The organism is Streptomyces sp. NPDC001970, assembly GCF_053594115.1.
This window is the reverse complement of record NZ_JBSFDW010000040.1, coordinates 48,652-72,107: the sequence shown is the minus strand read 5'-3', so window position 1 is coordinate 72,107 and position 23,456 is coordinate 48,652. Positions and strand designations below refer to the sequence as shown.

Sequence of the window (23,456 nt, the reverse complement as noted above, 5' to 3'; positions counted from 1 at the left end):
ACGCCGTGCCCGCCGGGCGTCAACGGACAGGATTTCGGGGCGTGTTGGGCCTTTCTGTACACCCGCCGGCCGTCTCCCTCCGGGAGTGACGCAGAGACTAAGAGGACTAGACCACTCCGGTCAATAGGTCTGGATCAATCCCGCGCCGGATGGTCACGGCGGGCGGGTGACGACGGCGCGAAGCCCCGTGTGACGGCCCCGTCACTGTCGGCTGTGAGCCAGCCCACACCGGTTCACCTGCATGGCTTACGGCCGGGCGTGGCACACTGGCCCTGTATCAGCAGCAGCGCACTCCGGGGTCGGTGTAATTCCGAACCGGCGGTTACAGTCCGCGACCCGTCCGCATCCAGCGGCCGGTTGACCAGGTGAAATTCCTGGACCGACGGTGAAAGTCCGGATGGGAGGCAGTGCGCGGCGGGCGACCCTCGTGGTCCGTCGGCCGTCTGTGGCTGATCGTCCTCACGGGAGTTCCCGCGGGCGGTCGGTTGCTCGGGCTCGGCGTTCCGGCGTTGCTCCGCTTTCTCTGTCGTCATCGACAGCCCCGGAGTCCGTGCCCGAAGAGGCAGGAGGACCCGGTGGCCACCGCAGTTGGGGACATCCCCAGGCGAAGCTCCGGCGGAGTGGACGCCATGCGCCGAGCCGTTGGGCTCGCCGCCCGCGGACTCGGCTCCACCAGCCCCAACCCGGTCGTCGGCTGCGTCATCACCGACGCGTCCGGACAGCCGGTGGGTGAGGGGTTCCACCAGCGTGCCGGCGGCCCGCATGCCGAGATCCACGCCCTGCGCGCCGCGGGCGACCGCGCACGCGGCGGCACCGCATACGTCACCCTCGAACCCTGCAACCACACCGGCCGCACCGGCCCGTGTGCCCAGGCGCTCGTCGCCGCCGGGATCGCCCGGGTCGTGTACGCGGTCGCCGACCCGAACCCGCAGGCCACCGGCGGTGCCGACACCCTGCGGGCGGCCGGGGTCGACGTCGAGGCCGGGCTGCTCGCGGACGAGGCCGAAGCCGGCAACATCGCCTGGCTCACCTCCGTCCGCGTCGGCCGCCCGTACGTGCTGTGGAAGTACGCCGCCACCCTCGACGGACGTATCGCGGCCGCCGACGGCACCAGCCGCTGGATCAGCTCCGCGGAGTCCCGCGCCGACGTCCACCGGCTGCGCGCCGAGGCCGACGCGGTCGTCGTCGGCTCCGGCACCGCCCGGGCCGACGACCCTCACCTCGCGGTCCGCGGCGTCGACGGCGCCGTACAGCCCCTGCGCGTCGTCGTCGACACCGACGCCACCGCCGTCAGGCCCGGCGCCCGCGTCCTCGACGACGCCGCGCCGACCCTGATCGCGGTCGCCGAGGACGCCGAGACCGACCTGCCCGACGTCGTGCGGCTCCCCAGGGACGGCGGCGGCCTCTCCGTCCCCGCCCTGCTGGCCGCGCTGCACGAGCGTGGCGTCCGCTCCGTACTCCTCGAAGGCGGCCCCACCCTCGCCGGGTCCTTCGTCTCCGCGGGAGCCGTCGACACCGTCGTCGGCTATCTCGCCCCCGTGCTCCTCGGCGAGGGCCGCGCGGCCCTCGCCGACGCCGGAATCACCACCATCACCGAAGCGTTGCGGCTCGATGTGACCGAGACCGTCCGCGTCGGTCCCGACCTGCGCATCACCGCGGCCGTACAGCCCGTCCCCAAGGGAGCTTGAGTGTTCACCGGAATCGTCGAAGAGCTGGGTGAGGTGACCGCCGTGGAGAAACTCGGCGACTCCTCCCGCTTCCGCCTGCGCGGCCCCGTGGTCACCGAAGGGGCCAAGCACGGCGACTCCATCGCCGTGAACGGCGTCTGCCTCACCGTCGTCGACACCGCCGACGGCGAGTTCACGGCCGATGTGATGGCCGAGACGCTGAAGCGCTCCAGCCTCGGGGCCCTCGACCTCGGCTCCCGGGTCAACCTGGAGCGGCCCATGGTGGCCGACGGCCGCTTCGGCGGGCACATCGTGCAGGGTCACGTCGACGGCACGGGCACCGTTGTCGCGCGCACGCCGTCCGAGAACTGGGAGATCGTCAGGATCTCCGTTCCCGCGGAGCTCAGCCGGTACGTCGTCGAGAAGGGCTCCATCACCGTCGACGGAGTCAGCCTCACCGTCGTCGACGCCGGCCGTGACTATTTCACCATCAGCCTCATCCCCACCACGCTCGCCCTGACCACGCTCGGCATCAAGCAGCCCGGCGACCCGGTCAACCTCGAGGTCGACGTCATCGCCAAGTACGTCGAGCGGCTGCTCGGCTCCGACGCCGAGAGGAGCGCCGAGTGAGCGCCGTCGGATGGCTCAACTCCGAGGCGTTCACGGCCTTCGGACAGCACGTCATCTGGTCCGACATGATCGGCAACACCATCGGCCTGACCGCCCTCGCCCTCGGCTGGCGGCGCTCCATATGGACCTGGCCGGCGCAGTTCCTGGCCGGTGCCGTCCTCTTCGTCGCCTTCGCCCCGAACCTGACCGGCAGTGCCGGCAAGCAGGTCGTCGTCATGGCCGTCGCCGCCTGGGGCTTCTGGCAGTGGAGCCGCGGCCGGCAGCAGGCCCAGGACGGCTCGATCGGCGTACGGTTCGCCACCTGGCGCGAGCGCGGGATCATGGTGGCCGCGGCGGCCCTCGGCACCGTCGCCGTCGCGACGCTCTTCACCGCGTACCCGAAGCTGTCGTGGGACCCCTGGCCCGACGCGTACATCTTCGTCGGCACGCTCGTCGCCATGTACGCCCAGGCCCGCGGCATGGTCGAGTTCTGGTTCGCCTGGCTGCTCGTCGACCTCGTCGGCGTTCCCCTGAACTTCGCCAACGGCTACGCCTTCTCCGGTTTCGTCTACGTGATCTACGGCGCGCTCGTCCTGTGGGGCATGCGCGACTGGTGGCTGCGCTCCCGGCGCAGCGCCGACCCCTCTCTGGAAGGAGCACCGGCATGACCGCCCGCCCGTCTCCCACCACCGCCCCGCCCGAGGATTCCCCAGAGCCGTCGGCCTGGGGGGACCCCCGTCGCACCGCCCCTTCGGCTCGCACCTGGTACCCGACGGACGACGACAGCGCCCAGGACTTCGCCCTCGACCCCGTCGAGCAGGCCATCCGTGACATCGCCGACGGCCGTCCCGTCGTGGTCGTCGACGACGAGGACCGCGAGAACGAGGGCGACCTCGTCATCGCCGCCGAGAAGGCCACGCCCGAGATCGTCGCCTTCATGATGAGCGAGTGCCGCGGACTGATCTGCGCGCCCATGGAGAGCGACGAACTGGAGCGGCTGCGGCTGCCGCAGATGGTGGAGCACAACACCGAGTCGATGAGCACGGCCTTCACCGTCTCCGTCGACGCCGCTCCCCGGTACGGCGTGACCACCGGCATCTCCGCCGCCGACCGGGCCGCCACTCTCCAGCTACTGGCGAGCGGCAGCGCCGAGCCGTCCGACTTCGTCCGCCCCGGGCATGTCTTCCCGCTGCGGGCCAAGCCCGGCGGTGTGCTCGTGCGGAACGGTCACACCGAGGCCGCCGTCGATCTCGCCCGGCTCGCCGGACTGCGCCCCGCAGGTGCGATCGTCGAGATCGCCGGCGAGGACGGTGTGATGCTCCGGCTGCCCGAGTTGATCCCGTTCGCGCGCAAGCACGGCCTTACGATCATCTCCATCGAAGACCTGATCGCCTACCGCCGCAGCTCCGAGCCCACCGTGCGCCGCGAGGCCGAGGTCAACCTGCCCACGGCGCATGGCGCGTTCACGGCGTACGGCTACCGCTCCACCGTCGACGGCGTCGAGCACGTCGCGCTCGTCCACGGCGACATCGGCGACGGCGAGGACGTCCTGGTCAGGGTCCACTCCGAGTGCCTGACCGGCGACATCTTCCACTCGCTGCGGTGCGACTGCGGCCCCCAGCTGCAGGCCTCCATGGAGCGCATCACCGAGGCGGGCCGCGGCGTGGTCGTCTATCTCCGCGGTCACGAGGGCCGCGGGATCGGCCTGCTGTCCAAGCTGCGGGCGTACGAGCTCCAGGAGCGCGGGCGCGACACGCTCGACGCGAACCTGGAACTCGGCCTGCCCGCCGACGCCCGCGACTACGCCGCCGGCGCGCAGATCCTCGACGACCTCGGTGTGCGCAGCCTCCGGCTGATGACCAACAACCCCGACAAGATCACCGCGCTGGTGCGGCACGGCCTGAAGGTCGACGGCCGCGAGCCGATGCCGGTGCAGCCGGGCGAACACAACCTCCGGTATCTGCGCACCAAGCGGGACCGGATGGGGCACGACCTGCCCTGGCTGGACGGCGCCACCGTCCCCACCTGCGGCAACCAGTAAGACGCAAAACGAGTGACAACAGCATTTCGAGGAGAAAAGTGAGCGGCAAGGGCGCACCCGAACTGTCCGTACGCAACTGCGGAGACCTCCGCGTGGCCGTCATCGCGGCCCAGTGGCACGAGAAGATCATGGACGGTCTCGTCGACGGCGCCCTGCGCGCCCTGCACGAGCTCGGCATCGACGAGCCGACCCTGCTGCGGGTCCCCGGCAGCTTCGAGCTTCCCGTCGTCGCCAAGGTCTTCGCCGACCGCGGCTACGACGCGATCGTCGCGCTCGGTGTCGTCATCCGTGGCGGCACGCCCCACTTCGAGTACGTGTGCCAGGGCGTCACCCAGGGCCTCATGCAGGTCTCCCTGGACACGGGCGTTCCCGTCGGCTTCGGCGTACTGACCTGCGACACGGAGGAGCAGGCGCTCGACCGGGCCGGCCTGGAGGGCTCGAACGAGGACAAGGGACACGAGGCGGTCACCGCCGCCGTCGCCACCGCGACCACGCTGCGTTCAGTATCTGAACCCTGGCGCTGAGGAGAGCCCACTTCCGCGTAGGGTGTGACCACCATGTCCAAGAAGACGTTCGAGGAGCTCTTCGTCGAGCTCCAGCACAAGGCCGCCAACGGCGATCCCGCCACCTCCCGCACCGCCGAACTCGTGGACAAGGGCGTCCATGCCATCGGCAAGAAGGTCGTCGAGGAGGCCGCAGAGGTCTGGATGGCCGCCGAGTACGAGGGCAAGGAAGCGGCTGCCGAGGAGATCTCGCAGCTGCTCTACCACGTACAGGTGATGATGGTCGCCCGGGGCATCTCCCTGGATGACGTCTACGCCCATCTCTGAGCACACTGCTCAGACTGGTTCACACAGGTTCACACTCTCCCGGAATCCCGAGCGAAGGAAGCCCACCTCATGCTGCGCATCGCCGTCCCCAACAAGGGTTCACTGTCCGGACCTGCGGGGGAGATGCTCCATGAGGCGGGCTACCTCCAGCGCAAGGACTCCAAGGAGCTTGTGCTGGTCGACCCGGAGAACGAGGTCGAGTTCTTCTACCTCCGCCCCCGGGACATCGCGATCTACGTCAGCTCGGGCCGCCTCGACATCGGCATCACCGGCCGCGACCTGCTCCTCGACTCCGGCGCCAACGCCGAGGAGATCCTCCAGCTCGGCTTCGCCCGCTCCACCTTCCGCTACGCCACCAAGCCCGGCACCGCCTCCGGCGTCGAGGACTTCGGCGGGCTGACGATCGCCACCTCGTACGAGGGCATCGTCGCCAAGCACCTCGCGGACAACGGCATCGACGCAGCGGTCGTCCACCTCGACGGCGCCGTCGAGACCGCGATCGAGCTGGGCGTCGCCCAGGTCATCGCCGATGTCGTGGAGACCGGCACCAGTCTGCGCAACGCCGGCCTCGGCATCATCGGCGAGCCGATCCTCACCTCCGAGGCCGTCGTCATCCGCCGCACCGGTGCGAAGGCCGACGACCCCAAGGTCCAGCAGTTCCTGCGCCGCCTCCAGGGCGTCCTCGTGGCTCGCAGCTACGTGATGATGGACTACGACTGCCGTGTCGAGAACCTGGAGCAGGCCGTCGCCCTCACCCCGGGCCTGGAGTCGCCGACCGTCTCCCCGCTGCACAACGAGGGCTGGGTCGCCGTCCGCGCGATGGTCCCGGCGAAGGAAGCGCAGCGGATCATGGACGATCTGTACGAGCTCGGCGCCCGCGCGATCCTGACCACGGCGATCCACGCCTGCCGTCTCTGAGAGCGACTCGTTCAATGTCTGTCGAACAACAGGAACTCCCCGCCCTCCCCGTGACGTTCAGGCCGACCCGCACCCGGGTCGTCCTGCTGTCCGTGGGGACGGTGATGTTCGCCGTGATCACCGCAGTCGCCTTTGCGCTGGAGAAGGTCACGACGGGCGAGCGGATCAGCTTCGTCCTCACCGCGCTGCTCTTCTTCGGCGTACTGGCCCTGCTCGGCCGCCCCAAGGTCGTCGCCGACGAGCAGGGCGTCACAATCGTCAACCTGACCCGCAGGCGTCGGCTCGAGTGGGCGGAGATCATCCGTGTCAACCTCCGTTCGGGTGACCCCTGGGTCTTCCTCGATCTGAGTGACGGAACGAGCCTGCCGGTCCTCGGTATCCAGCCGGGAATCGCCCGGCAGCACGCCATCCGGGACGCACGGGCGCTGCGCGCCCTCGCGGAATCCCGCGGCACCGGCACCGACAACGGCTGAGCCCCTGCCCAGTGGGGCGAGGTCGTGATTACTCTGGAGGCGGAGGCGCCGAGTGCGCCTCCGCCTCACACCTGCGTGGCCGACGACGGCCCGTGAGGCACCTGCGACCCGAGGAGTGACAATCTCCGGCAATGGACGGATCGTCCGGTAGTACCTGCGCCGCCCCCTCCATGGAGGCGGCGGCATGATCATCCCGCTACTGCTGCTCTGTGCGGCATTCCTTCTCATCCTCGCCAACGGTTTCTTCGTGGCCGCCGAGTTCGGCCTCGTCACCGTGGAGCGCGCGGACGCCGAGCGCGCCGCCGCGGAGGGCGACCACCGCGCGAGAAGCGTCGTACGAGCCCTGCGCGAGCTGTCGTTCCAGCTGTCCGGCACCCAGCTCGGCATCACCATCACCTCCCTCGTCGTCGGCATGCTCGCCGAGCCGGCGCTCGCCCAGTTGCTCGACGGACCGCTGACGGCTGCGGGGATACCCGACGGGATCGTCCCCGGTGTCGCGGTCGTGATCGGCATGCTGCTCGCGTCCGCCGTCCAGATGGTGGTCGGCGAACTCGTCCCCAAGAACTGGGCGGTGTCACGGCCGATGCAGGTCGCCCGTTTCGTGGCCGGCCCGCAGCACGGCTTCGCGACCGTCTTCCGGCCCGTGATCGCGCTGCTCAACGCCGTCGCCAACCGCCTCGTGCGGGCGCTCGGCGTGGAGCCGGCCGAGGAGCTGGCATCCGCCCGCACCCCCGGCGAGCTGGTCTCCCTCGCCCGCCATTCGGCCCGCGCCGGTGCGCTGGAGCAGGACACGGCGGATCTGTTCGTACGGACCCTGTCGCTGGGCCATCTCACCGCCCAGCACGTCATGACCCCGCGGGTGAAGATGAGCGCGCTCCAGTCCGACGCGACCGCGGCGGACGTCCTCAACCTGACCCGCGCCACCGGCCTGTCGCGCTTCCCCGTCTACCGGGACCGCATCGACGAGGTCGTCGGCATGGTCCATCTGAAGGACGCGCTGGCCGTGCAGGCGCACCAGCGACAGCGCACCCCGGTCGGCCGCATCGCCGTGCCCCCGCTGCTGGTGCCCGAGACCCTTCCGGTGCGGCAGTTGCTGGAGCGGCTGCGCAGCGAGCAGCCCATCGCCGTCGTCGTCGACGAGTACGGCGGCACGGCGGGCGTCGTCACCCTGGAGGACATCGTCGAGGAGCTCGTCGGCGAGGTCCGCGACGAGCACGACGCCGAGGGCGACGGAGCGCCCGAGCTGGCCCCCGTCGCTCCCGAGGACGGCCACCCCGCCTGGGAGGCCGACGGCAGCTGCCGGGTCCTCACGCTGCGGCGGATAGGCCTCGAGGTGCCCGACGGTCCTTACGAGACCGTCGCCGGGCTCGTCGCCGATCTGCTCGGCCGGATCCCGGCCCCGGGCGACAGGGCGGAGCTGCCCGGCTGGCGGCTGTCCGTGCGCCAGGTGGACCGTTACCGTGCGGAACGCGTCAAGCTCGTGCGTACCGCAGATGTCGCGGAGGGCGCCCGATGAGCGTCCTCCAACTGCTGTTCGCGCTGCTGCTCGTGCTCGCGAACGGCTTCTTCGTCGGCGCCGAGTTCGCCCTCGTGTCCGTACGGCGCAGCCAGATCGAGCCCTTCGCGGCAGAAGGGTCCTCGCGGGCCCGGCAGGTACTGTTCGGGCTGGAGAACCTGCCGGAGATGATGGCCGCCGCGCAGTTCGGCATCACCGTCTGCTCGCTGACGCTCGGCGCCGTGGCCGAGCCGACCGTGGCCCACCTCCTGGAGCCGGTCTTCCACGCCGTTCAGGTCCCCGAGGCGCTGATCCATCCGCTCGGCTATGTCATCGCCCTCGCCGTCGTCGTCTTCCTCCATCTCGTCATCGGCGAGATGCTCCCGAAGAACCTGGCCATGGCCGCCCCGGAGAAGACCGCGCTGTGGCTCAGCCCGGCGCTCGTCGGCTTCGCCCGGCTGTGCCGCCCGGTGACGGTGGGGCTCGGGGCGTGTGCCCGGCTGGTCCTGAGGCTGTTCCGGGTGGAGCCGAAGGACGAGGTCGAGGCGGTCTTCACCAGTGTCCAGCTGGGCCGGCTGGTGGAGGACGCGGGCCAGGCGGGTCTGCTCGACCGTGAGTCGCAGGACCGGCTCGAGGACGTGCTGGAGCTGGGCAGCCGCCCGGTGACGGACGTCCTCATCGCCCGCTCGGCCCTGGTGACCGTGCCGCCGTCGGTGACGCCCCACCAGATCGAGGAGCTGACCGTACGCACGGGCTACTCCCGTTTCCCGGTGCGTGGCGAGGGCGGCGGACCGTTCATGGGCTACCTCCACGTCAAGGACGTCCTTGACCTGGAGGACTGCGAGCGGGCCGTGCCGCAGCACATCTGGCGGCCGATGGCCACGCTGCGGGCAGAGCTGCCGCTGGACGACGCCCTCACCGTGATGCGCCGCGCGGCCACGCATCTCGCCCAGGTCGCCGACGCGTCGGGGCGGGTGCTGGGCCTCGTCGCCCTGGAGGACGTGCTGGAGATGCTGGTGGGCGAGGTCCGGGACCCGGCCCACCGCGCTCCTGCACCGGCACCACGGCGGGCCGAGGAAATGGTGGAGGTTCAGCCTTTGAGCCCGTCCGGCGTGTGAGCACGGACACGCGGGCCCGCTGAACGCGGGCTTCACGTCAGTCGGGAGCCGACCCCCGACCGCCGTGTCACACCGCGGGGTCCTGAGGGTCGCGGTCCACCGGGCCGCGACCCGAAAGGACCTCCCCGTACGCCTGCATCAGATCGGGGAGCCGCAGCGTCGCCAGGTCCTCACGGGTCGGTGTGCCGGCATAGCCGGAGAGCCGCAGGTCCCGGTAGGCGCAGCTCTTCTCGTACAGGGTGCGCAGAAAGCGGCCGTTGCCCAGCTCGTCGATCCAGCCCTGGTCCACCACATGGCCGCTGATCGAGCGCAGCTCGTCCAGGGCCTCCTCGTCCCACAGGTCGCCGTTCGCCGCGGCGAGCACCTCGCCGATCGCGGTGAGCTCCAGGGGACGGTACGAGGGGAAGTCGACCCGCGTCGTGAAGCGGGAGGAAAGCCCGGGATTGGCGGCGAGCAGCCGGTCCATGCCCTCCGGATAGCCGGCCAGGATGACCACGAGGTGGTCGCGGTTGTCCTCGGCGCGCTTCAGCAGCACCTGCAGGGCCTCGTCGCCGTACGCGTCGCCCTTGCTGTAGCCCGTGTTGGACAAGGAGTACGCCTCGTCCACGAAGAGCACCCCACCGAGCGCCGAGTCGATCAGCTCGTTCGCCTTCACCGCCGTCTGGCCGAGGAACTCCCCGACCAGGTCGGACCGCTGCGCCTCCACCAGATGGTCGCCGCCTAGCAGCCCGAGGGCGTAGAAGACCCGGCCGAGGATGCGCGCCACGGTCGTCTTGCCGGTGCCGGAGGGACCGGAGAAGACGAAGTGGCGTTTCGGGGGCTGTACCGGCAGCCCTTGGCCGGCCCGCAACCGGGCCATGTTCAGCTGCGCGGACAGCGCCTTCACCTGCCGCTTCACCGGTTCCAGGCCCACCATCCGCTCCAGCTCAGCCAGTGCGTCGGCGAGCAGCACCGGGTCGGTGGGGCCCGCTGGGTACTGGGGCGCGGCCGACTGGGCGGGTACGGTCGCCTTCTCCCGTACGCCGTCGGCGGGCGCGGCCGGGGCGGCGGAGCCGAACTGCGTCGCCTGCGGATCGGTGCCGAACCGCGGCTCGGGCACGAGCGGGGGCTCGGCCTCGGACTGCGCGTCCACCGAGTCCTGCCCGAGGCCCGCGCCCGCCAGCGACACCGCGGCGAGCCCGGCCGGCTCGTCGGGCCCCTCCATCCCGTCGTACTCGGCGATCGTCGCCAGCCGTGCCGAGGTGTCCATGAACGCCGGGTCGACCCGGTGCACCGCCCGGTACAGCGGCAGCGCCGCCGCTGTACGGCCGGTGCCCTCATGGGCGCGTGCCAGCCAGTAGCGCAGCTCCTTGCGCTGCGGCTGCTCGCTGCGGCAGCGCATCAGCGCCGCGGACAGCAGCGGTTCGGCCTGCCCGTACATCTCCAGCCGGACCCGCGCCATCCCGCCGAAGAGCCCGGCCTCGATGCCGAGCAGAGGATCGTTCACGAGCGGCGCGGTGTGCCGCACGAGCTGCTCCCAGTCCTTGACCAGATACGAGCGGCAGGCGTGCAGGAAGCGCACCTGGGGATCGGTGTCGACGGGCGGCAGACCGGCGAGGGCCCGGTCCAGCTCCGGCACATGGCGGCCGTCCAGCCAGTGGGAGGCGTGTGCGAGCAGGAGGTCGCGCGGGCTCTCGAGGACCGGCTGCACCCACCAGCCCAGCCAGTACCAGGAGTTCAGCGTGCGCCGGTGGCGGGCCCGCTGCTCGCCGAAGCGCTCCCTGTTGCGGTACATCCGCAGCAGCGCGGTCGTGGTGTCCACGCGCAGCGCGTGGAGGCCGAGCCAGCCGTCCGCCATTCCGGGGTCGAGCCGCACCGCGGTCCTGAATTCCTCCTCGGCCTGCGGATAGGCGCCCATGGTGTAGGCGTCCACGCCGCGCACCCAGGCGAGGTCGGCCGGAGCCAGCGCGCCGTGCGTGCCGATGTCCATCGGGTCCCCCACATACCGTGCCCCCGTGCCATCCCGCCGGGCGGGCGCCCGTCGGAGCGTGCCGAACCACCTTCTCGCGGACGGGAATTGACCGCACCGAAGGGCATCGTACCTGCGCAGGGGGCGGGTGATTAAGGGTGTCGCGAGCGTCCCGCAGACGGTGACCCAGGGTGAGCACTGGGCGGCGGTGATGGCACCGGGAGAGTGGGGCGACGGCAGAACGAAGCCCCCGATCACGGGGGAACAACCGGGGGCCTCGCGCCTGGGCGACTTCGGAAAGCCGCACATTGAGAACGTAAGACCTGTATGGCCCTTGGGTCAAGCAGAGTTGGGGCACTCGCCGGGGCGGATGTCCGACTGCTCGGTACGGAAGGAAGGGCCGTCACGCTCCGTGAGGAAATGACTCGGTCCCGCTGTCGTCCCAGGTCCCGGGAGCCACTCGTACCCCTCTGACCGCTCCCGTACCAGGGTGTCCGCGAAGGGGTGCGAGGGATCGTCGGCGAAGTGGCGTGTCTCCGCCTCGATCCACGCGTCCCAGAAGCCGGAGAGCGCCGGCCCGTCGCGGTGCCGCCCGCGCACCCAGGACTCCCGGGGGCCCCGGTCCATCCAGAGCAGCCGGGCGAGGTGAGGCCGCAGCGCGCGCCGGCCCGCCCCCACGCCCTCGACGAGGACGACGGGCTCGGCGGGCAGCGGGCGCGGTGTGCCGAAGCGGCGCAGATTCCAGTCGTACGGCTCGTAGAGCGCGCTCTCGCCCCGTGACAGCGGCCCGATCACCTGATCGAGCAGCCGGCCGGTCCACTCGAACAGTTCGTCGTGCGTGGCGAGATCGTCGAGATGGAGCACGGGAGCGCCGGCGAGCGCATCGGCGAGCAGGCCGGCCAGGGTGCTCTTGCCCGAGCCGGCGTGTCCGTCGATCGCGATCAGCCGAACCGGGCCGCAGGACGGCGGCAGGGCGCGAAGCCCGGCGGCGGCGCGGTCGGGATCGAGGGGGACGGCGGGGCTCATAGGGGTCACCCTAAGGGCCCCTGGGCCATGAGGGTGACGGTCGTCGCAGCTCATGCCACTGGTCAAGACCAATATTGGTCGCGCGGCACGGCGTGAATGGCTGGCAGAAGCCGTACGGGAACCGGGATAGTTGCCGGGAGTTGCCCCACCGCCACGACCCGTGCGCGCCGGCCGGGTGCGCCCTGAGCGCTCCCGTCCGCGCCCCATGCGCGCCGCGAGACTGTCGCGCGCCGAGACGGAGGTCCCATGCCCCGACCCGCTACGCGCAGAACCGTCCTGACCGCCGCCCTGGCCGCCGCGGCCGGTGCGGCCTCGGTGTCCCAGGCGGCGCCCACGACGGCCGCCACCACCGCGGGCCGGGCGCAGGCCCCGGCCCGCGGTGCCGCCGGCAGGCTCGTCGACAACCGCTTCTGGACCTCCCACTCCGACTGGCGGCAGGGCGAGCAGGCCGGCACCCACGCCGTCGCCGGCCACCGGGCCGCGCTGGTGATCGCGGCCCCCGTCGGCCGCACCGAATACGCCGACCCGCACACGGGGAGGACCACGGTCTGGGAGTATGCGACCTGGACCTCGCCGGTGCACCGGCCCTCCGTGCCCGCCACCGAGGTCATCGCCTCCTGGAACGCCCGGACGCCGTCCGGCACCTGGCTCCAGGTGGAGCTCTCGGGTGCCTACTCGGACGGCACCGCGACCCCCTGGTTCGTCATGGGCCGCTGGACCTCCGGCGACGGCGAGCGCGACATCCGCCGCACCTCCGTCGACGACCAGACCGACGGCAGAAGCACCATCTGGACCGACACCTTCTCCATGGACGACCCGTCGAGCGGGCTGCGGCTCGCCTCGTACCGACTGCGCCTCACCCTCTACCGCGCGCCCGGCACGGGCCTCACCCCCACGGTGTGGCGCGTCGGGGCCATGGCGTCCGACATCCCGGACCGCTTCACCGTGCCCGCGTCCACGCCCCGCCTCGCCCGCGAACTGGCCGTGCCGCGGTACTCGCAGAACACACACGTCGGCCAGTACCCCGAGTACGACAACGGCGGAGAGGCCTGGTGCAGCCCCACGTCGTCGCAAATGATCATCGAGTACTGGGGACGGAAGCCGACCGCCGAGGACCTGGCCTGGGTCAACCCCGCCTTCGCCGACCCCCAGGTCTGCCACGCGGCCCGGCACACCTTCGACTACCAGTACGAGGGCTGCGGCAACTGGCCCTTCAACGCCGCCTACGCGGCCACGTACCGGGACATGAACGCCGTGGTGACCCGGCTGCGGTCGCTCGGCGAGCTGGAGAACCTCGTCCGGGCCGGGATTCCGGCCATAACGTCACAGTCGTTCCTCAAGGAGGAGCTGACGGGCGCCGGGTACGGCACCTCCGGCCATCTGATGACCGTCGTCGGCTTCACCGCGTCCGGCGATGTCATCGCGAACGATCCGGCGTCTCCGGGCAACGAGGCCGTCCGCCGGGTCTACCGGCGCCGCGAGTGGGAGAACATCTGGCTCCGTACCAAGCGGTACAACGCGAGCGGGAACGTGGTGTCCGGCACAGGCGGCGTCTGCTATCTCTACTGGCCCGAGCACCCGACATCCGCGCAGAGCAAGGCGCTTGCCGCCCTCGGCATCCGCTGACACGCGCGCTCCCGCCCCGCGGGTGGTGACCGATGTCACTGCCCGCGGGGCGGTGGGCCTGGCACTGTGGAGCGGTTACTCCCCCTGCACCCCGAGGGCGTGGGGGATGCGCACGGGGGGACGTCCATGACCACGACGACCGAGCGAGCAGCCATGACCGCGACCACCGCCACCGCGACCCGGGCCCGCACCGGAGGCCCCAAGGACGACGGCCCCAAGATCCTCGAGCACATCCTGGGCTGGACCCTCGTGATCGTCTTCGCGATGCTCGTCACCCAGGCCGGACTGCTCTGACCGTCCTCGTCCCCTCGCTCCCCGTCGCGGGGACACGGCGGCGGGGCATGACAGAGGGCGGCGGGGCATGACAGAGGGGGCAAGGAGCCGACCCGCTCCCCGCCCCCTCCGGTCCTTCCGGGGCACGACTAGCTGATCGACTTGATCAGCTCTCCGTTCGCCGTGTCACCGCTGAGCTCCCAGAAGAACGTGCCTCCCAGGCCCTGCTGGTTCTTGTACGTCATCTTCCCGGCGATGGTCGCGGGGGTGTCGTAGCTCCACCACTGCGTGCCGCAGTGCGCGTACGCCGTCCCCGCCACCGTCCCGTTGGCGGGGCATTTGGTCTTGAGCACCTTGTAGTCGTCGATGCCCTGCTCGTACGTGCCCGGGGCCGGCCCGGTCGCCGTGCCGCCCGGGGCCTTCTGTGTCACACCGGTCCAGCCGCGCCCGTAGAAGCCGATGCCCAGCAGCAGCTTGCCCGACGGGACGCCGAGGCCCTTGAGCTTCGTGATCGCCGCGTCCGTGTCGAAGCCCTGCTGCGGGATGCCGGTGTACGAGGTGAGCGGGGAGTGCGGGGCGGTCGGCCCCTGGGCGGCCCAGGCGCCGAAGAAGTCGTACGTCATCGGGTTGTACCAGTCGACGTACCGGGCGGCTCCCGCGTAGTCCGTGGCGTCGATCTTGCCGCCGCTGCTCGCGTCGGCCGTGATCGCGGCGGTGACGAGGTTCGATGTGCCGAACTTCGCCCGAAGCGCCGACATCAGCTTCTTGAAGGCGTCACGGCCACTGGTGTCGCAGGACAGCCCGCAGGCGTTGGGGTACTCCCAGTCGATGTCGATGCCGTCGAAGACGTCGGCCCAGCGCGGGTCCTCGACAAGGCTGTGGCAGGACTCGGCGAAGGCCGCCGGGTTCCTCGCCGCCTCGGTGAAGCCGCCCGACCAGGTCCAGCCGCCGAAGGACCAGATGACCTTGAGGTTCGGGTGCAGCTTCTTGAGCTTGCGCAGCTGGTTGAAGCTGCCGCGCAGCGGCTGGTCCCAGGTGTCGGCGACGCCGTCCACGGACTGGTCGGCCGTGTACGCCTTCTCGTGGTCCGCGAAGGAGTCACCGATCACACACTTGCCGCCCGTGACATTGCCGAAGGCGTAGTTGATGTGGGTGAGCTTGTTCGCCGAGCCGGAGGTCTCGATGTTCCTGACGTGGTAATTGCGGCCGTATACGCCCCAGTTGGTGAAATAGCCGACCACCTTGGATCCGGCCCTGGGCGCTGCTTCGGCAGCGGCGGGCGCGGCGGCCGTCGTGGCGCTCGCGGTGGTCTCGCCTGCGGTGGCGGTGCCGGCGCCGCCGAGCAGGCCCGCGGCCAGCACGGCCGTACAGACGCCGGCGATCAGTGCCCGCAGGCGGGTGCGTGGGGGTGGGGATCCGAGCATCGTGTCTCCTCGTGGGGGAGGGAGAGCGTGTGGGGGGAAGGTGCTGCCGTGCAGACATGGCATGAACCGGTCATGCTCCAGGGGACGGTAGAAGGACTAGACCAGTTGGGTCAATGGTTCGGACCAATTTCGAAGAGTGTTCGAGGGGCGCCCGAGCGGCGTCGACGTGGGGCGCGGAAAGCGGAAGGTGATATTCCACCCCGTGACGGACGCCCCCGGATCGGGCATACTCAACCCGCCACAGCCGCTGGTCAGCCACTTCCGTGATCCGGGAGGGCAGCATCGGCGCACCAGGTGACATCCGGCGGCGCCGCCCTACCCTTCGCGCGTGACCGCCGCAGCGCCCGACAGGGAGGAGAGCGCCGTAATGCCCGACCGCGCCCCGCAGCCGGTGGACCGCACGCTGCCCACCGAGGAGTCCAGGGACCTCATCGCCCTGGTCCGAGAGATCACCCAACGGGAGATCGCGCCCCGCGCGGCCGAGGAGGAGGACGCGGGCCGTTTCCCGCGCGACACGTTCTCGCTGCTCTCCGACTCCGGTCTGCTCGGCCTGCCGTACGACTCCGCGTACGGCGGAGGTGACCAGCCGTACGAGGTGTACCTCCAGGTGCTCGAGGAGCTCGCCGCCGCCCGCCTCACGGTCGGACTCGGCGTCAGCGTCCACTCCCTCGCCTGCCACGCCCTGGCCACCTACGGCACCAAGGAGCAACAGAGCGAGCACCTTCCCGCGATGCTCGGCGGCGGACTGCTGGGCGCCTACTGCCTCTCCGAGCCGTCCTCCGGCTCGGACGCCGCATCCCTGCGTACGAAGGCGGTGCGCGACGGTGACGACTGGGTCCTCACCGGCACCAAGGCCTGGATCACGCACGGCGGGGTCGCCGACTTCTACACCGTCCTCGCCCGCTCGGGCGGCGAGGGCGCGCGGGGCATCACGGCGTACCTGGTAGCCGGTGACGCGGAGGGCCTGAGTGCAGCCCCGCCCGAGAAGAAGATGGGCATGAAGGGCTCGCCCACGGCCCAGCTGCACTTCGACGGCGTACGCGTCCCTGACTCGCGCCGTATCGGCGAGGAGGGGCAGGGCTTCGCGATCGCGCTCGCGGCGCTGGACTCGGGGCGCCTCGGCATCGCTGCCTGCGCCATCGGCGTCGCCCAGGCGGCGCTCGACGAGGCGGTGGCGTACGCCACCGGCAGGCAGCAGTTCGGCCGCCCCATCGCGGACTTCCAGGGGCTGCGCTTCATGATCGCCGACATGGCGACGAAGGTCGAGGCAGGCCGGTCGCTGTATCTCGCCGCCGCCCGGCTGCGCGACGCGGGCCGGCCGTTCTCCCGGCAGGCCGCCATGGCCAAGCTGTTCTGCACGGACGCCGCGATGCAGGTGACCACGGACGCGGTGCAGATCCTCGGTGGATACGGCTACACCGCGGACTTCCCGGTCGAGCGGCTCATGCGCGAGGCCAAGGTGCTCCAGATCGTGGAGGGCACCAATCAGATCCAGCGCATGGTCATCGCCCGTCACCTCGCTGGGCCAGAGTCCCACTGACCCAGCCGGTCCGCTGCGTCCATGCCGGCGCCGCCGTGAGCCTGTTCCACTCCTGGTCGCGGCGGCCCGGCAGGGTCCGGCCCGCGCTCGCCCAGTGCTGCATCAGGTCACGGTAGATGGGCGGATCCGCGGAGTGCGGAACCGATTCTTCCTGACGTGGTGTCGTCAGGCGCCGGCGGCTCGGGCCGCCCGGGGGGTACTGCGGCGTCATGACCGTCAAAACGCGCGTCGGCCGCACCGGGTCACCGTCACGCCGATTCGGGCGCCAGTTCGTGCCGTAACCGTCAGGGGTCAACGCGGGCCGGGGTGGAACCGAAGGGACGCGGAAGGGGCCCCGAGGTCGTCCCCGCCGCGTCCCGGGGTGCCCCTGGCGGCCTCTGAGCGCTGCCGGAGCTCCCGCGGACCCGGTTCCCGGCGCGGGGCCGGGACGGGGCCGTGCCCACTGTGCGGCTCCGCGGCGCGGCCCACCGCAGGTGCCCCAACCCGCACCATCCGCCCGCACCATCCGCCCGCACCATCCGCCCGTCCACCCGTCGGCCCACCCGCGAGGAGCACCGCCATGCCCACCGCACCGCGCCCCCGCACCACCACCCGCGAGCCCGCGGAGCTCGCTCGGCGCCTGAGCGCCTGGCTGGACGCCCGGCTGCCCGGAGCCCGGGTCGCCGACATCCGTGTGCCCGGGTCCAACGGCATGTCCAGCGAGACCCTGCTCTTCGACATCGACCATCCCGAACCGCCGCTGCGCGCCTGCGCGTTGCGCCTCGCGGCCGACCCGGACGCGTACACGGTCTTCCCCGTCTACGATCTGCGCGCGCAGTACGAGACGATGCGCGACGTCGCACGGCACACCGATCTGCCCGTGCCGCGCGTGCTCTGGCTGGAGGAGGACCCGGCGCCGCACGGCGCGCCGTTCTTCGTCATGGAGCGGGTCGACGGACGCGTGCCGCCCGACGTCATGCCCTATACGTACGAGGGCAATTGGCTGCACTCGGCGACCGACGCCGAACGTGCGGCGCTGGAGGAGTCCACCATCTCCCTCATCGCCCGGCTCCACGATCAGTACCCGGTCGCGGGCGCCGGGGCAGGTGCCCTGAGACGCCACGTCGACGCCCAACGCGTGTACTACGCCTGGGTCGTGGACGGACTGCCGCGCTCATCCCTCATCGAGCGCGCCTTCGACCGGCTGGAGGCACAGTGGCCCGCCGACGAGGGCCCCGCCGTACAGAACTGGGGCGACGCCCGGATCGGCAACATCGTCTACGACGGCTTCACGCCCGCTGCCGTGCTGGACTGGGAGATGGCCGCGCTCGCCCCGCGCGAGGTCGACCTCGGCTGGACGGTCTACCTGCACCGCTTCTTCCAGGACCTGACGGTCGGTTTCGGGCAGGCGGGACTGCCGGAGTTCCTGCGCCGCGAGCGCATCGAGCGGCGCTATGCCGAACTGACCGGCCACACACCGCGCGACATGGACTTCTACACCCTCTACGCGGCCCTGCGGCACGCCATCGTGATGCTGCGCGTGGCCTACCGCCAGGTGCACTTCAAGGAGGTGGAGGTGCCGGACAACCCGGACCGGATGATCCTGCACCACGACAGCCTCGCCGCCATGGTGCACGGAACGTACGACTGGTGGCTCAGGCCGCCCGCCGCATCGGGGGCACCTTGATGGGGCGCGAACCCGGGCCGCCCACGTGCGAGAAGGGCTGCGTCCGCCAGTCGAGCCCCTGCGGGAGCGTCAACAGGAGCGCGGTGTCCTGCTCCTGGACCTCCAGCGAGTCGTCGGCGGGCCGCGAGTCCGCGGCCGGCCGGCCGGTCCCGGCACACACCGACAGCACGAACGGGTTCCACGGCGTGGGGCACAGCGCGTGCTCGGGCAGCGCGTCCTCGTCGGCGAGCAGCGCGATCGGCTGCGCGCAGTCCGGGCAGATCACCCGGTACATCTCGAAGGTGTCGTAGGCGTCGAACTCGTCTTCCTCCGGGGACGCGACGGATTCAAGAGGCTCCGGTTCGGTACGTCCGGTGCGCTTCACACTCTGCATGGAGATTCTCCCCCTCGGGTGGGCCGACCAGGCTCTTGCGGCCTCGACCACACCAAGCACTTCCCTCCGGGCCCGGCAGGTAACCGTGAGGTCTCGAACGACCCGGTCCTGGGTCTGTGGCGTTCGTCACATGCCCGCCGCAGGTGCCGGTCCACAGGACATCCGGCCGTGCACCCGACTGTGCCGGAGGCGACCTGGGGCAATAGGTTGACCCGCATGGAGGAGCTGGATCGTCGGATCGTCGAGTTGCTCGTCAAGGACGGGCGTATGAGCTACACCGACCTGGGCAAGGCCACGGGCCTGTCCACCTCGGCGGTGCATCAGCGCGTCCGTCGACTCGAGCAGCGCGGCGTCATCCGCGGGTACGCGGCCGTCGTGGAGCCGGAAGAGGTCGGTCTGCCGCTCACGGCGTTCATCTCGGTGAAACCCTTCGACCCCAGCGCCCCGGACGACATCGCCGAGCGGCTCGCCGGCGTGCCCGAGATCGAGGCCTGCCACAGCGTCGCAGGCGACGAGAACTACATCCTCAAGGTCCGTGTGGCCACTCCGCTGGAGCTGGAGGAGCTGCTCGGGCAGATCCGCTCGCTGGCCGGCGTGTCCACCCGGACGACCGTGGTGCTCTCCACCCCGTACGAGGCACGGCCGCCGCGAATCTAGGCTGTTCCCCATGAGTGAGAGCGCACCCCCTGCCGAACACCGCACCGTGCTGCTGCGCGGCGGTGAGGTACACAGCCCCGCCGATCCGTTCGCGACCGCCATGGTCGTGGAGCGCGGGCACATCGCCTGGGTGGGCTCCGAGGGGGCGGCGGACGCCTTCGCATCCGGTGTCGACGAGGTCGTCGACCTGGAAGGTGGCCTGGTCACCCCCGCGTTCGTGGACGCGCACGTGCACACCACGGCCACCGGGCTCGCGCTCACCGGCCTCGACCTGTCCGGAGCCGCCTCGCTCGTCGAGGCGGCGGACCGCGTCGCCGCCTACGCCGCGGCCCGGCCCGCCGACCGCATCCTCATCGGGCACGGCTGGGACGCCTCCCGCTGGCCCGAGCGGCGGCCGCCCCGCCGCGACGAGCTCGACGACCTGACCGGCGGCCGCCCGCTCTATCTCACCCGTGTCGACGTCCACTCCGCCGTCGTCACCACCGCCCTGCTGGACCTGGTGCCGGGCGTCCGGGGCATGTCCGGGTTCCGCGACGGTGAGCCGCTGACCGGAGACGCCCACCACGCCGTGCGCTCCGCCGCGTACGCCGCTGTCTCTCCCGAGCAGCGGGCCGCGGCCCAGCGGGCCGCGCTCCGGCACGCCGCATCCCTGGGCATCGGGACCGTTCACGAGTGCGCCGGGCCGGACATCTCGTCCGAGGACGACTTCGTCGGCCTCCTCAAGGCCGCCTCCGACGAGCCGGGTCCGCGCGTCGTCGGGTACTGGGCCGACACGGACGTGGAACGGGCGCGCGCCCTCGGCGCCGTCGGCGCGGCCGGCGACCTCTTCGCCGACGGTTCGCTGGGCTCGCACACGGCCTGCCTCCACGAGCCCTATGCCGACGCCCCGCACTCCGGAGTCGCCCACCTCGACGCGGCGGCCGTGGCCGCCCATGTCACGGCCTGCACCGAGGCCGGACTGCAGGCCGGCTTCCACGCCATCGGCGACCACGCGATCGGCAACGTCGTCGAGGGCATGCGGGCGGCCGCGTCGGCCTTGGGCCTCGCCCGCATCCGGGCCGGGAGGCACCGCGTCGAGCACGCCGAGATGCTCACCCCGGAGACCGTCGCCGCTTTCGCCGAGTACGGGCTCACCGCGTCCGTGCAGCCCGCCTTCGACGCGGCCTGGGGCGGTGACACGGGGATGTACGCCCAGCGCCTCGGCATCGAGCGCGCCCGCACGCTCAACCCGTATGCCGCGCTGCTGCGCGCCGGTGTCCCGCTGGCCTTCGGCTCGGACAGCCCGGTGACCCCGCTCGACCCCTGGGGCACGGTCCGCGCCGCCGCCTTCCACCGCACGCCCGAGCACCGGATCTCCGTGCGCGCCGCGTTCACCGCCCACACCCGGGGCGGCTGGCGGGCGATCGGGCGGGACGACGCGGGCACCCTGGTGCCGGGAGCGCCCGCCGACTACGCGATCTGGCGCACCGGCGAACTCGTCGTCCAGGCCCCCGACGACCGGGTCGCCCGCTGGTCCACCGACCCCCGTTCCGGCACCCCTGGCCTGCCCGATCTCACCCCGGGCACGGCCCTTCCGGTATGCCTGCGAACCGTGGTCTTCGGACAAACGGTCTACGTACGACCGAACGAGTGACATCGGGATATTTCGCACCGCCGATCGACGCGCCGACGGCTCGGTCGCGACCTGCGGATCTTCGTCACTGACCAGCCGATTCGGTCAATCGCCGCAGATCACACGACTGTTGACAGACTGCTGCCGAGGGCCGGTAGGTTCGGCGGGTCCACCACAGGACGTCCGACCGGTCGAACCTCCACGCAGTCGTCGAACGCCGCTGGGTCATGGGGTGGTGCGCCGCACCGGCGCGCCACCACTGGGAGCCAGGTTCAGCGCCCGCGCCTCGGGGGCGAGGGAAGGTTGCGGCCGGTGGGGGGTCCTCCCTGCTCCGCAGGAGCTCGGGGGAAGGTGCGACCCGGGTGGGGCCCGGCGTTCAGTAGACAACGGCACTCGGTCGACCCGCAGCCGGCGGGTCCCAGGCCGGCCCGAAGGACGCCGGGTCCCGATCCGTTCTGCCGTTCGTCCGTGCCGACGTGGCGACGTTCTCCTGTTCGTCCGTGCCGACGTGGCGACGTCACCGGCGCTCGCTATGGTGGGTCCCTGCGTACGGACGTTAGGGGCAGCAGTGAACGACGGTGGTCAGAGGCGGTACGGCCCGCTCGGCAGAGCCTTGGTGATCATCCCGACCTACAACGAGGCGGAGAACATCGAGCCGATCGTCTCGCGGGTCCGTGCCGCGGTGCCGGAGGCCGACATCCTGGTCGCCGACGACAACAGCCCCGACGGCACCGGCAAGATCGTCGACGAGCTCGCCGGTGACGACGCCCAGGTGCACGCCCTGCACCGCAAGGGCAAGGAAGGGCTCGGCGCCGCGTACCTCGCGGGCTTCCGCTGGGGCATCGAGCACGGCTACGGCGTCCTCGTCGAAATGGACGCCGACGGCTCCCACCAGCCCGAGGAACTGCCCCGGCTGCTCACCGCGCTCAAGGGCGCCGACCTCGTCCTCGGCTCCCGCTGGGTGCCCGGCGGCCGGATCGTCAACTGGCCCAAGTCCCGTGAGTTCATCTCCCGCGGCGGCAGCCTCTACTCCCGCGTGCTCCTCGACGTCCCGATCCGTGATGTCACCGGCGGCTTCCGCGCCTTCCGCAAGGAGACCCTGGAAGGCCTCGGCCTGGAGGACGTGGCCTCCGCCGGGTACTGCTTCCAGGTCGACCTCGCCCGCCGCGCCGTGGGCGCCGGCTTCCATGTCGTGGAGGTCCCGATCACGTTCGTCGAGCGTGAGCGCGGCGACTCCAAGATGAGCAGGGACATCCTCGTCGAGGCGCTGTGGCGGGTCACCGCCTGGGGCATCGGCTCGCGCGCCAACCGGCTCCTGGGCCGGGGCTCAGCCAAGCGCCCGTCCTGATCCCGTCTTTACGCCACTCGGGCGGGCACCCAGGCACACTGGGGACATGACGACCGGCGTACAGACACCGACCGCCCCCCGGCGCTCACGCGCCCGTACCCTCCTTCCGCTCGGCATCGCCGCCTGGCTGGTGCTGGAGATCTGGCTGCTGACGGTCGTCGCCGGAGCGGCCGGCGGACTGACCGTGCTCGCTCTGCTCGTGGGCGGCGGCGTGCTCGGCGCCGTGGTCATCAAGCGGGCCGGACGCCGCGCCTTCCGCAGCCTCACCGAAACCCTCCAGCAGCAGCAGTCGGGCGTCGTGCCCACGGCCTCCGAGGGCCGCCCGGGCAGCGGCAACGGCTTCCTGATGCTGGGCGGACTCCTGCTGATGCTGCCCGGACTGATCTCCGACGCCGCAGGTCTGCTGCTGCTCGTTCCGCCGGTCCGTGCGGCTCTGGGGCGGTACGCGGAGAAGTCGCTGGAGCGCAAAATGCGGCAGGCCGCTCCCGGTTCCCTCGGCGATGCCTTCCGGCAGGCCCGTATTCACCGTCCTGACGGAAAGGTCGTGCAGGGTGAGGTCATCCGCGAGGACGTGCGGCCCACACCGCCCCGCCGGGACGAGGGCTCGCGCCCTCCGCTGACCCCCTGATCCGCGTGTGCGCCCTGTCCCTGTACCCGGACGGGCCGCACGGTCGGTGGGTCCTCGCGGTCGGCGCGTTCGCGTCGCCGAGGCGAGAGACATGCAGAGACGAGAAGAGCCGCGGGGGGGGGGCCACCAAAACGGGGCGGCCGCCCCCCCCGCGTCAGATGGTGTTGTGGGGGGGGGGGCGATT

The 23,456-nt window shown here is 71.5% G+C and carries 22 protein-coding genes and 1 riboswitch; of the genes, 18 read left to right on the top strand and 4 right to left on the bottom strand.

Annotated features, from left to right (window positions below):
* Positions 1-284 precede the first annotated feature (284 nt).
* Positions 285-415, top strand: a riboswitch (FMN riboswitch).
* A gap of 214 nt (positions 416-629) precedes the next feature.
* The 10 genes from ribD (at position 630) to ACWCP0_RS34590 (ending at position 9,151) form a co-directional block, all read left to right on the top strand.
* On the top strand, positions 630-1,688 hold the full coding sequence (ribD, locus tag ACWCP0_RS34635; protein WP_451082719.1) for a bifunctional diaminohydroxyphosphoribosylaminopyrimidine deaminase/5-amino-6-(5-phosphoribosylamino)uracil reductase RibD: 1,059 nt from the start codon (positions 630-632) through the stop codon (positions 1,686-1,688).
* On the top strand, positions 1,689-2,297 hold the full coding sequence (locus ACWCP0_RS34630) for a riboflavin synthase (RefSeq protein WP_451082718.1): 609 nt from the start codon (positions 1,689-1,691) through the stop codon (positions 2,295-2,297).
* Positions 2,294-2,944, top strand: coding sequence for a nicotinamide mononucleotide transporter family protein (locus ACWCP0_RS34625; protein WP_451082717.1), 651 nt, complete (start codon positions 2,294-2,296; stop codon positions 2,942-2,944). The genes ACWCP0_RS34630 and ACWCP0_RS34625 overlap by 4 nt, the downstream gene beginning before the upstream one ends.
* On the top strand, positions 2,941-4,317 hold the full coding sequence (locus ACWCP0_RS34620; RefSeq protein WP_451082716.1) for a bifunctional 3,4-dihydroxy-2-butanone-4-phosphate synthase/GTP cyclohydrolase II: 1,377 nt from the start codon (positions 2,941-2,943) through the stop codon (positions 4,315-4,317). The genes ACWCP0_RS34625 and ACWCP0_RS34620 overlap by 4 nt, the downstream gene beginning before the upstream one ends.
* 38 nt (positions 4,318-4,355) lie before the next feature.
* Positions 4,356-4,841, top strand: a complete 486-nt coding sequence (gene ribH / locus ACWCP0_RS34615) for a 6,7-dimethyl-8-ribityllumazine synthase (RefSeq protein WP_451082715.1) — start codon at positions 4,356-4,358, stop codon at positions 4,839-4,841.
* 33 nt (positions 4,842-4,874) lie between these two features.
* Positions 4,875-5,147 (top strand): phosphoribosyl-ATP diphosphatase, encoded by a 273-nt coding sequence (locus ACWCP0_RS34610; protein ID WP_351224319.1) that lies wholly within the window; start codon positions 4,875-4,877, stop codon positions 5,145-5,147.
* A 69-nt stretch (positions 5,148-5,216) separates the two neighbouring features.
* Positions 5,217-6,065 (top strand): ATP phosphoribosyltransferase, encoded by an 849-nt coding sequence (hisG, locus tag ACWCP0_RS34605; protein ID WP_451082714.1) that lies wholly within the window; start codon positions 5,217-5,219, stop codon positions 6,063-6,065.
* A 14-nt stretch (positions 6,066-6,079) separates the two neighbouring features.
* A complete protein-coding gene (locus ACWCP0_RS34600; RefSeq protein WP_451082713.1) occupies positions 6,080-6,538 on the top strand; it encodes a PH domain-containing protein in 459 nt (152 codons plus the stop codon).
* Positions 6,539-6,722: 184 nt separating this feature from the next.
* Complete coding sequence (locus ACWCP0_RS34595) at positions 6,723-8,054, top strand: hemolysin family protein (RefSeq protein ID WP_451082712.1); 1,332 nt, start codon at positions 6,723-6,725, stop codon at positions 8,052-8,054.
* Positions 8,051-9,151 carry a hemolysin family protein gene (locus ACWCP0_RS34590; RefSeq protein ID WP_451082711.1) on the top strand — a complete coding sequence of 367 codons (1,101 nt, stop codon included), beginning with the start codon at positions 8,051-8,053 and terminating at the stop codon, positions 9,149-9,151. Before ACWCP0_RS34595 ends, ACWCP0_RS34590 begins: the two co-directional genes overlap by 4 nt.
* 67 nt (positions 9,152-9,218) lie before the next feature.
* On the opposite strand, the gene ACWCP0_RS34585 is transcribed toward ACWCP0_RS34590, so the two are convergent.
* Complete coding sequence (locus ACWCP0_RS34585) at positions 9,219-11,120, bottom strand: AAA family ATPase (protein WP_451082710.1); 1,902 nt, start codon at positions 11,118-11,120, stop codon at positions 9,219-9,221.
* A gap of 318 nt (positions 11,121-11,438) precedes the next feature.
* Positions 11,439-12,125, bottom strand: coding sequence for a uridine kinase family protein (locus ACWCP0_RS34580; protein WP_451082709.1), 687 nt, complete (start codon positions 12,123-12,125; stop codon positions 11,439-11,441).
* Positions 12,126-12,371: 246 nt separating this feature from the next.
* On the opposite strand from ACWCP0_RS34580, the gene ACWCP0_RS34575 reads away from it, so the two are divergent.
* The gene (locus ACWCP0_RS34575) at positions 12,372-13,751 is read left to right on the top strand and encodes a peptidase C39 family protein (protein ID WP_451082708.1); all 1,380 of its coding nucleotides are present in this window, start codon (positions 12,372-12,374) and stop codon (positions 13,749-13,751) included.
* A gap of 126 nt (positions 13,752-13,877) precedes the next feature.
* Positions 13,878-14,045 (top strand): SCO1431 family membrane protein, encoded by a 168-nt coding sequence (locus tag ACWCP0_RS34570; RefSeq protein ID WP_451082707.1) that lies wholly within the window; start codon positions 13,878-13,880, stop codon positions 14,043-14,045.
* Between the two features lie 128 nt (positions 14,046-14,173).
* Here the strand turns inward: ACWCP0_RS34570 and ACWCP0_RS34565 are convergent, their stop codons facing one another.
* Entirely contained in the window at positions 14,174-15,448 is a 1,275-nt protein-coding gene (locus ACWCP0_RS34565; protein ID WP_451082706.1) for a glycoside hydrolase family 18 protein, read from the bottom strand.
* Between the two features lie 367 nt (positions 15,449-15,815).
* Between ACWCP0_RS34565 and ACWCP0_RS34560 the strand changes: the two genes are divergently transcribed.
* Positions 15,816-16,988: an acyl-CoA dehydrogenase family protein gene (locus tag ACWCP0_RS34560; protein WP_451082725.1), complete on the top strand. Its 1,173-nt coding sequence runs from the start codon at positions 15,816-15,818 to the stop codon at positions 16,986-16,988.
* Positions 16,989-17,547: 559 nt separating this feature from the next.
* On the top strand, positions 17,548-18,654 hold the full coding sequence (locus tag ACWCP0_RS34555; protein ID WP_451082705.1) for a phosphotransferase family protein: 1,107 nt from the start codon (positions 17,548-17,550) through the stop codon (positions 18,652-18,654).
* Here ACWCP0_RS34555 and ACWCP0_RS34550 read toward each other — a convergent pair.
* The gene (locus ACWCP0_RS34550) at positions 18,623-19,027 is read right to left on the bottom strand and encodes a hypothetical protein (protein WP_451082704.1); all 405 of its coding nucleotides are present in this window, start codon (positions 19,025-19,027) and stop codon (positions 18,623-18,625) included. The two genes, ACWCP0_RS34555 and ACWCP0_RS34550, sit on opposite strands and share 32 nt — an antisense overlap.
* Positions 19,028-19,243: 216 nt before the next feature.
* Between ACWCP0_RS34550 and ACWCP0_RS34545 the strand changes: the two genes are divergently transcribed.
* The 4 genes from ACWCP0_RS34545 to fxsA all read left to right on the top strand — a co-directional run bounded on the left by ACWCP0_RS34545 (position 19,244) and on the right by fxsA (position 23,272).
* The gene (locus ACWCP0_RS34545; RefSeq protein WP_451082703.1) at positions 19,244-19,684 is read left to right on the top strand and encodes an Lrp/AsnC family transcriptional regulator; all 441 of its coding nucleotides are present in this window, start codon (positions 19,244-19,246) and stop codon (positions 19,682-19,684) included.
* Between the two features lie 10 nt (positions 19,685-19,694).
* A complete protein-coding gene (locus ACWCP0_RS34540) occupies positions 19,695-21,317 on the top strand; it encodes an amidohydrolase (protein WP_451082702.1) in 1,623 nt (540 codons plus the stop codon).
* A 547-nt stretch (positions 21,318-21,864) separates the two neighbouring features.
* Entirely contained in the window at positions 21,865-22,644 is a 780-nt protein-coding gene (locus tag ACWCP0_RS34535) for a polyprenol monophosphomannose synthase (protein ID WP_451082701.1), read from the top strand.
* Between the two features lie 46 nt (positions 22,645-22,690).
* Entirely contained in the window at positions 22,691-23,272 is a 582-nt protein-coding gene (gene fxsA, locus ACWCP0_RS34530) for an FxsA family membrane protein (protein WP_451082700.1), read from the top strand.
* Positions 23,273-23,456: the final 184 nt, after the last annotated feature.

Bases quoted from the DNA above. Each gene is read 5' to 3' on its own strand.
- ACWCP0_RS34540 (WP_451082702.1), top strand. From the start codon at position 19,695: ATGAGTGAGAGCGCACCCCCTGCCGAACACCGCACCGTGCTGCTGCGC.
- ACWCP0_RS34580 (WP_451082709.1), bottom strand. From the start codon at position 12,125: ATGAGCCCCGCCGTCCCCCTCGATCCCGACCGCGCCGCCGCCGGGCTT.
- ACWCP0_RS34585 (WP_451082710.1), bottom strand. From the start codon at position 11,120: ATGGACATCGGCACGCACGGCGCGCTGGCTCCGGCCGACCTCGCCTGG.
- ACWCP0_RS34555 (WP_451082705.1), top strand. From the start codon at position 17,548: ATGCCCACCGCACCGCGCCCCCGCACCACCACCCGCGAGCCCGCGGAG.
- ACWCP0_RS34570 (WP_451082707.1), top strand. From the start codon at position 13,878: ATGACCACGACGACCGAGCGAGCAGCCATGACCGCGACCACCGCCACC.
- ACWCP0_RS34600 (WP_451082713.1), top strand. From the start codon at position 6,080: ATGTCTGTCGAACAACAGGAACTCCCCGCCCTCCCCGTGACGTTCAGG.
- fxsA (WP_451082700.1), top strand. From the start codon at position 22,691: ATGACGACCGGCGTACAGACACCGACCGCCCCCCGGCGCTCACGCGCC.
- ACWCP0_RS34550 (WP_451082704.1), bottom strand. From the start codon at position 19,027: ATGCAGAGTGTGAAGCGCACCGGACGTACCGAACCGGAGCCTCTTGAA.
- hisG (WP_451082714.1), top strand. From the start codon at position 5,217: ATGCTGCGCATCGCCGTCCCCAACAAGGGTTCACTGTCCGGACCTGCG.
- ACWCP0_RS34620 (WP_451082716.1), top strand. From the start codon at position 2,941: ATGACCGCCCGCCCGTCTCCCACCACCGCCCCGCCCGAGGATTCCCCA.
- ACWCP0_RS34610 (WP_351224319.1), top strand. From the start codon at position 4,875: ATGTCCAAGAAGACGTTCGAGGAGCTCTTCGTCGAGCTCCAGCACAAG.
- ACWCP0_RS34565 (WP_451082706.1), bottom strand. From the start codon at position 15,448: ATGCTCGGATCCCCACCCCCACGCACCCGCCTGCGGGCACTGATCGCC.
- ACWCP0_RS34595 (WP_451082712.1), top strand. From the start codon at position 6,723: ATGATCATCCCGCTACTGCTGCTCTGTGCGGCATTCCTTCTCATCCTC.
- ribD (WP_451082719.1), top strand. From the start codon at position 630: ATGCGCCGAGCCGTTGGGCTCGCCGCCCGCGGACTCGGCTCCACCAGC.
- ACWCP0_RS34590 (WP_451082711.1), top strand. From the start codon at position 8,051: ATGAGCGTCCTCCAACTGCTGTTCGCGCTGCTGCTCGTGCTCGCGAAC.
- ACWCP0_RS34560 (WP_451082725.1), top strand. From the start codon at position 15,816: ATGCCCGACCGCGCCCCGCAGCCGGTGGACCGCACGCTGCCCACCGAG.
- ACWCP0_RS34545 (WP_451082703.1), top strand. From the start codon at position 19,244: ATGGAGGAGCTGGATCGTCGGATCGTCGAGTTGCTCGTCAAGGACGGG.
- ACWCP0_RS34575 (WP_451082708.1), top strand. From the start codon at position 12,372: ATGCCCCGACCCGCTACGCGCAGAACCGTCCTGACCGCCGCCCTGGCC.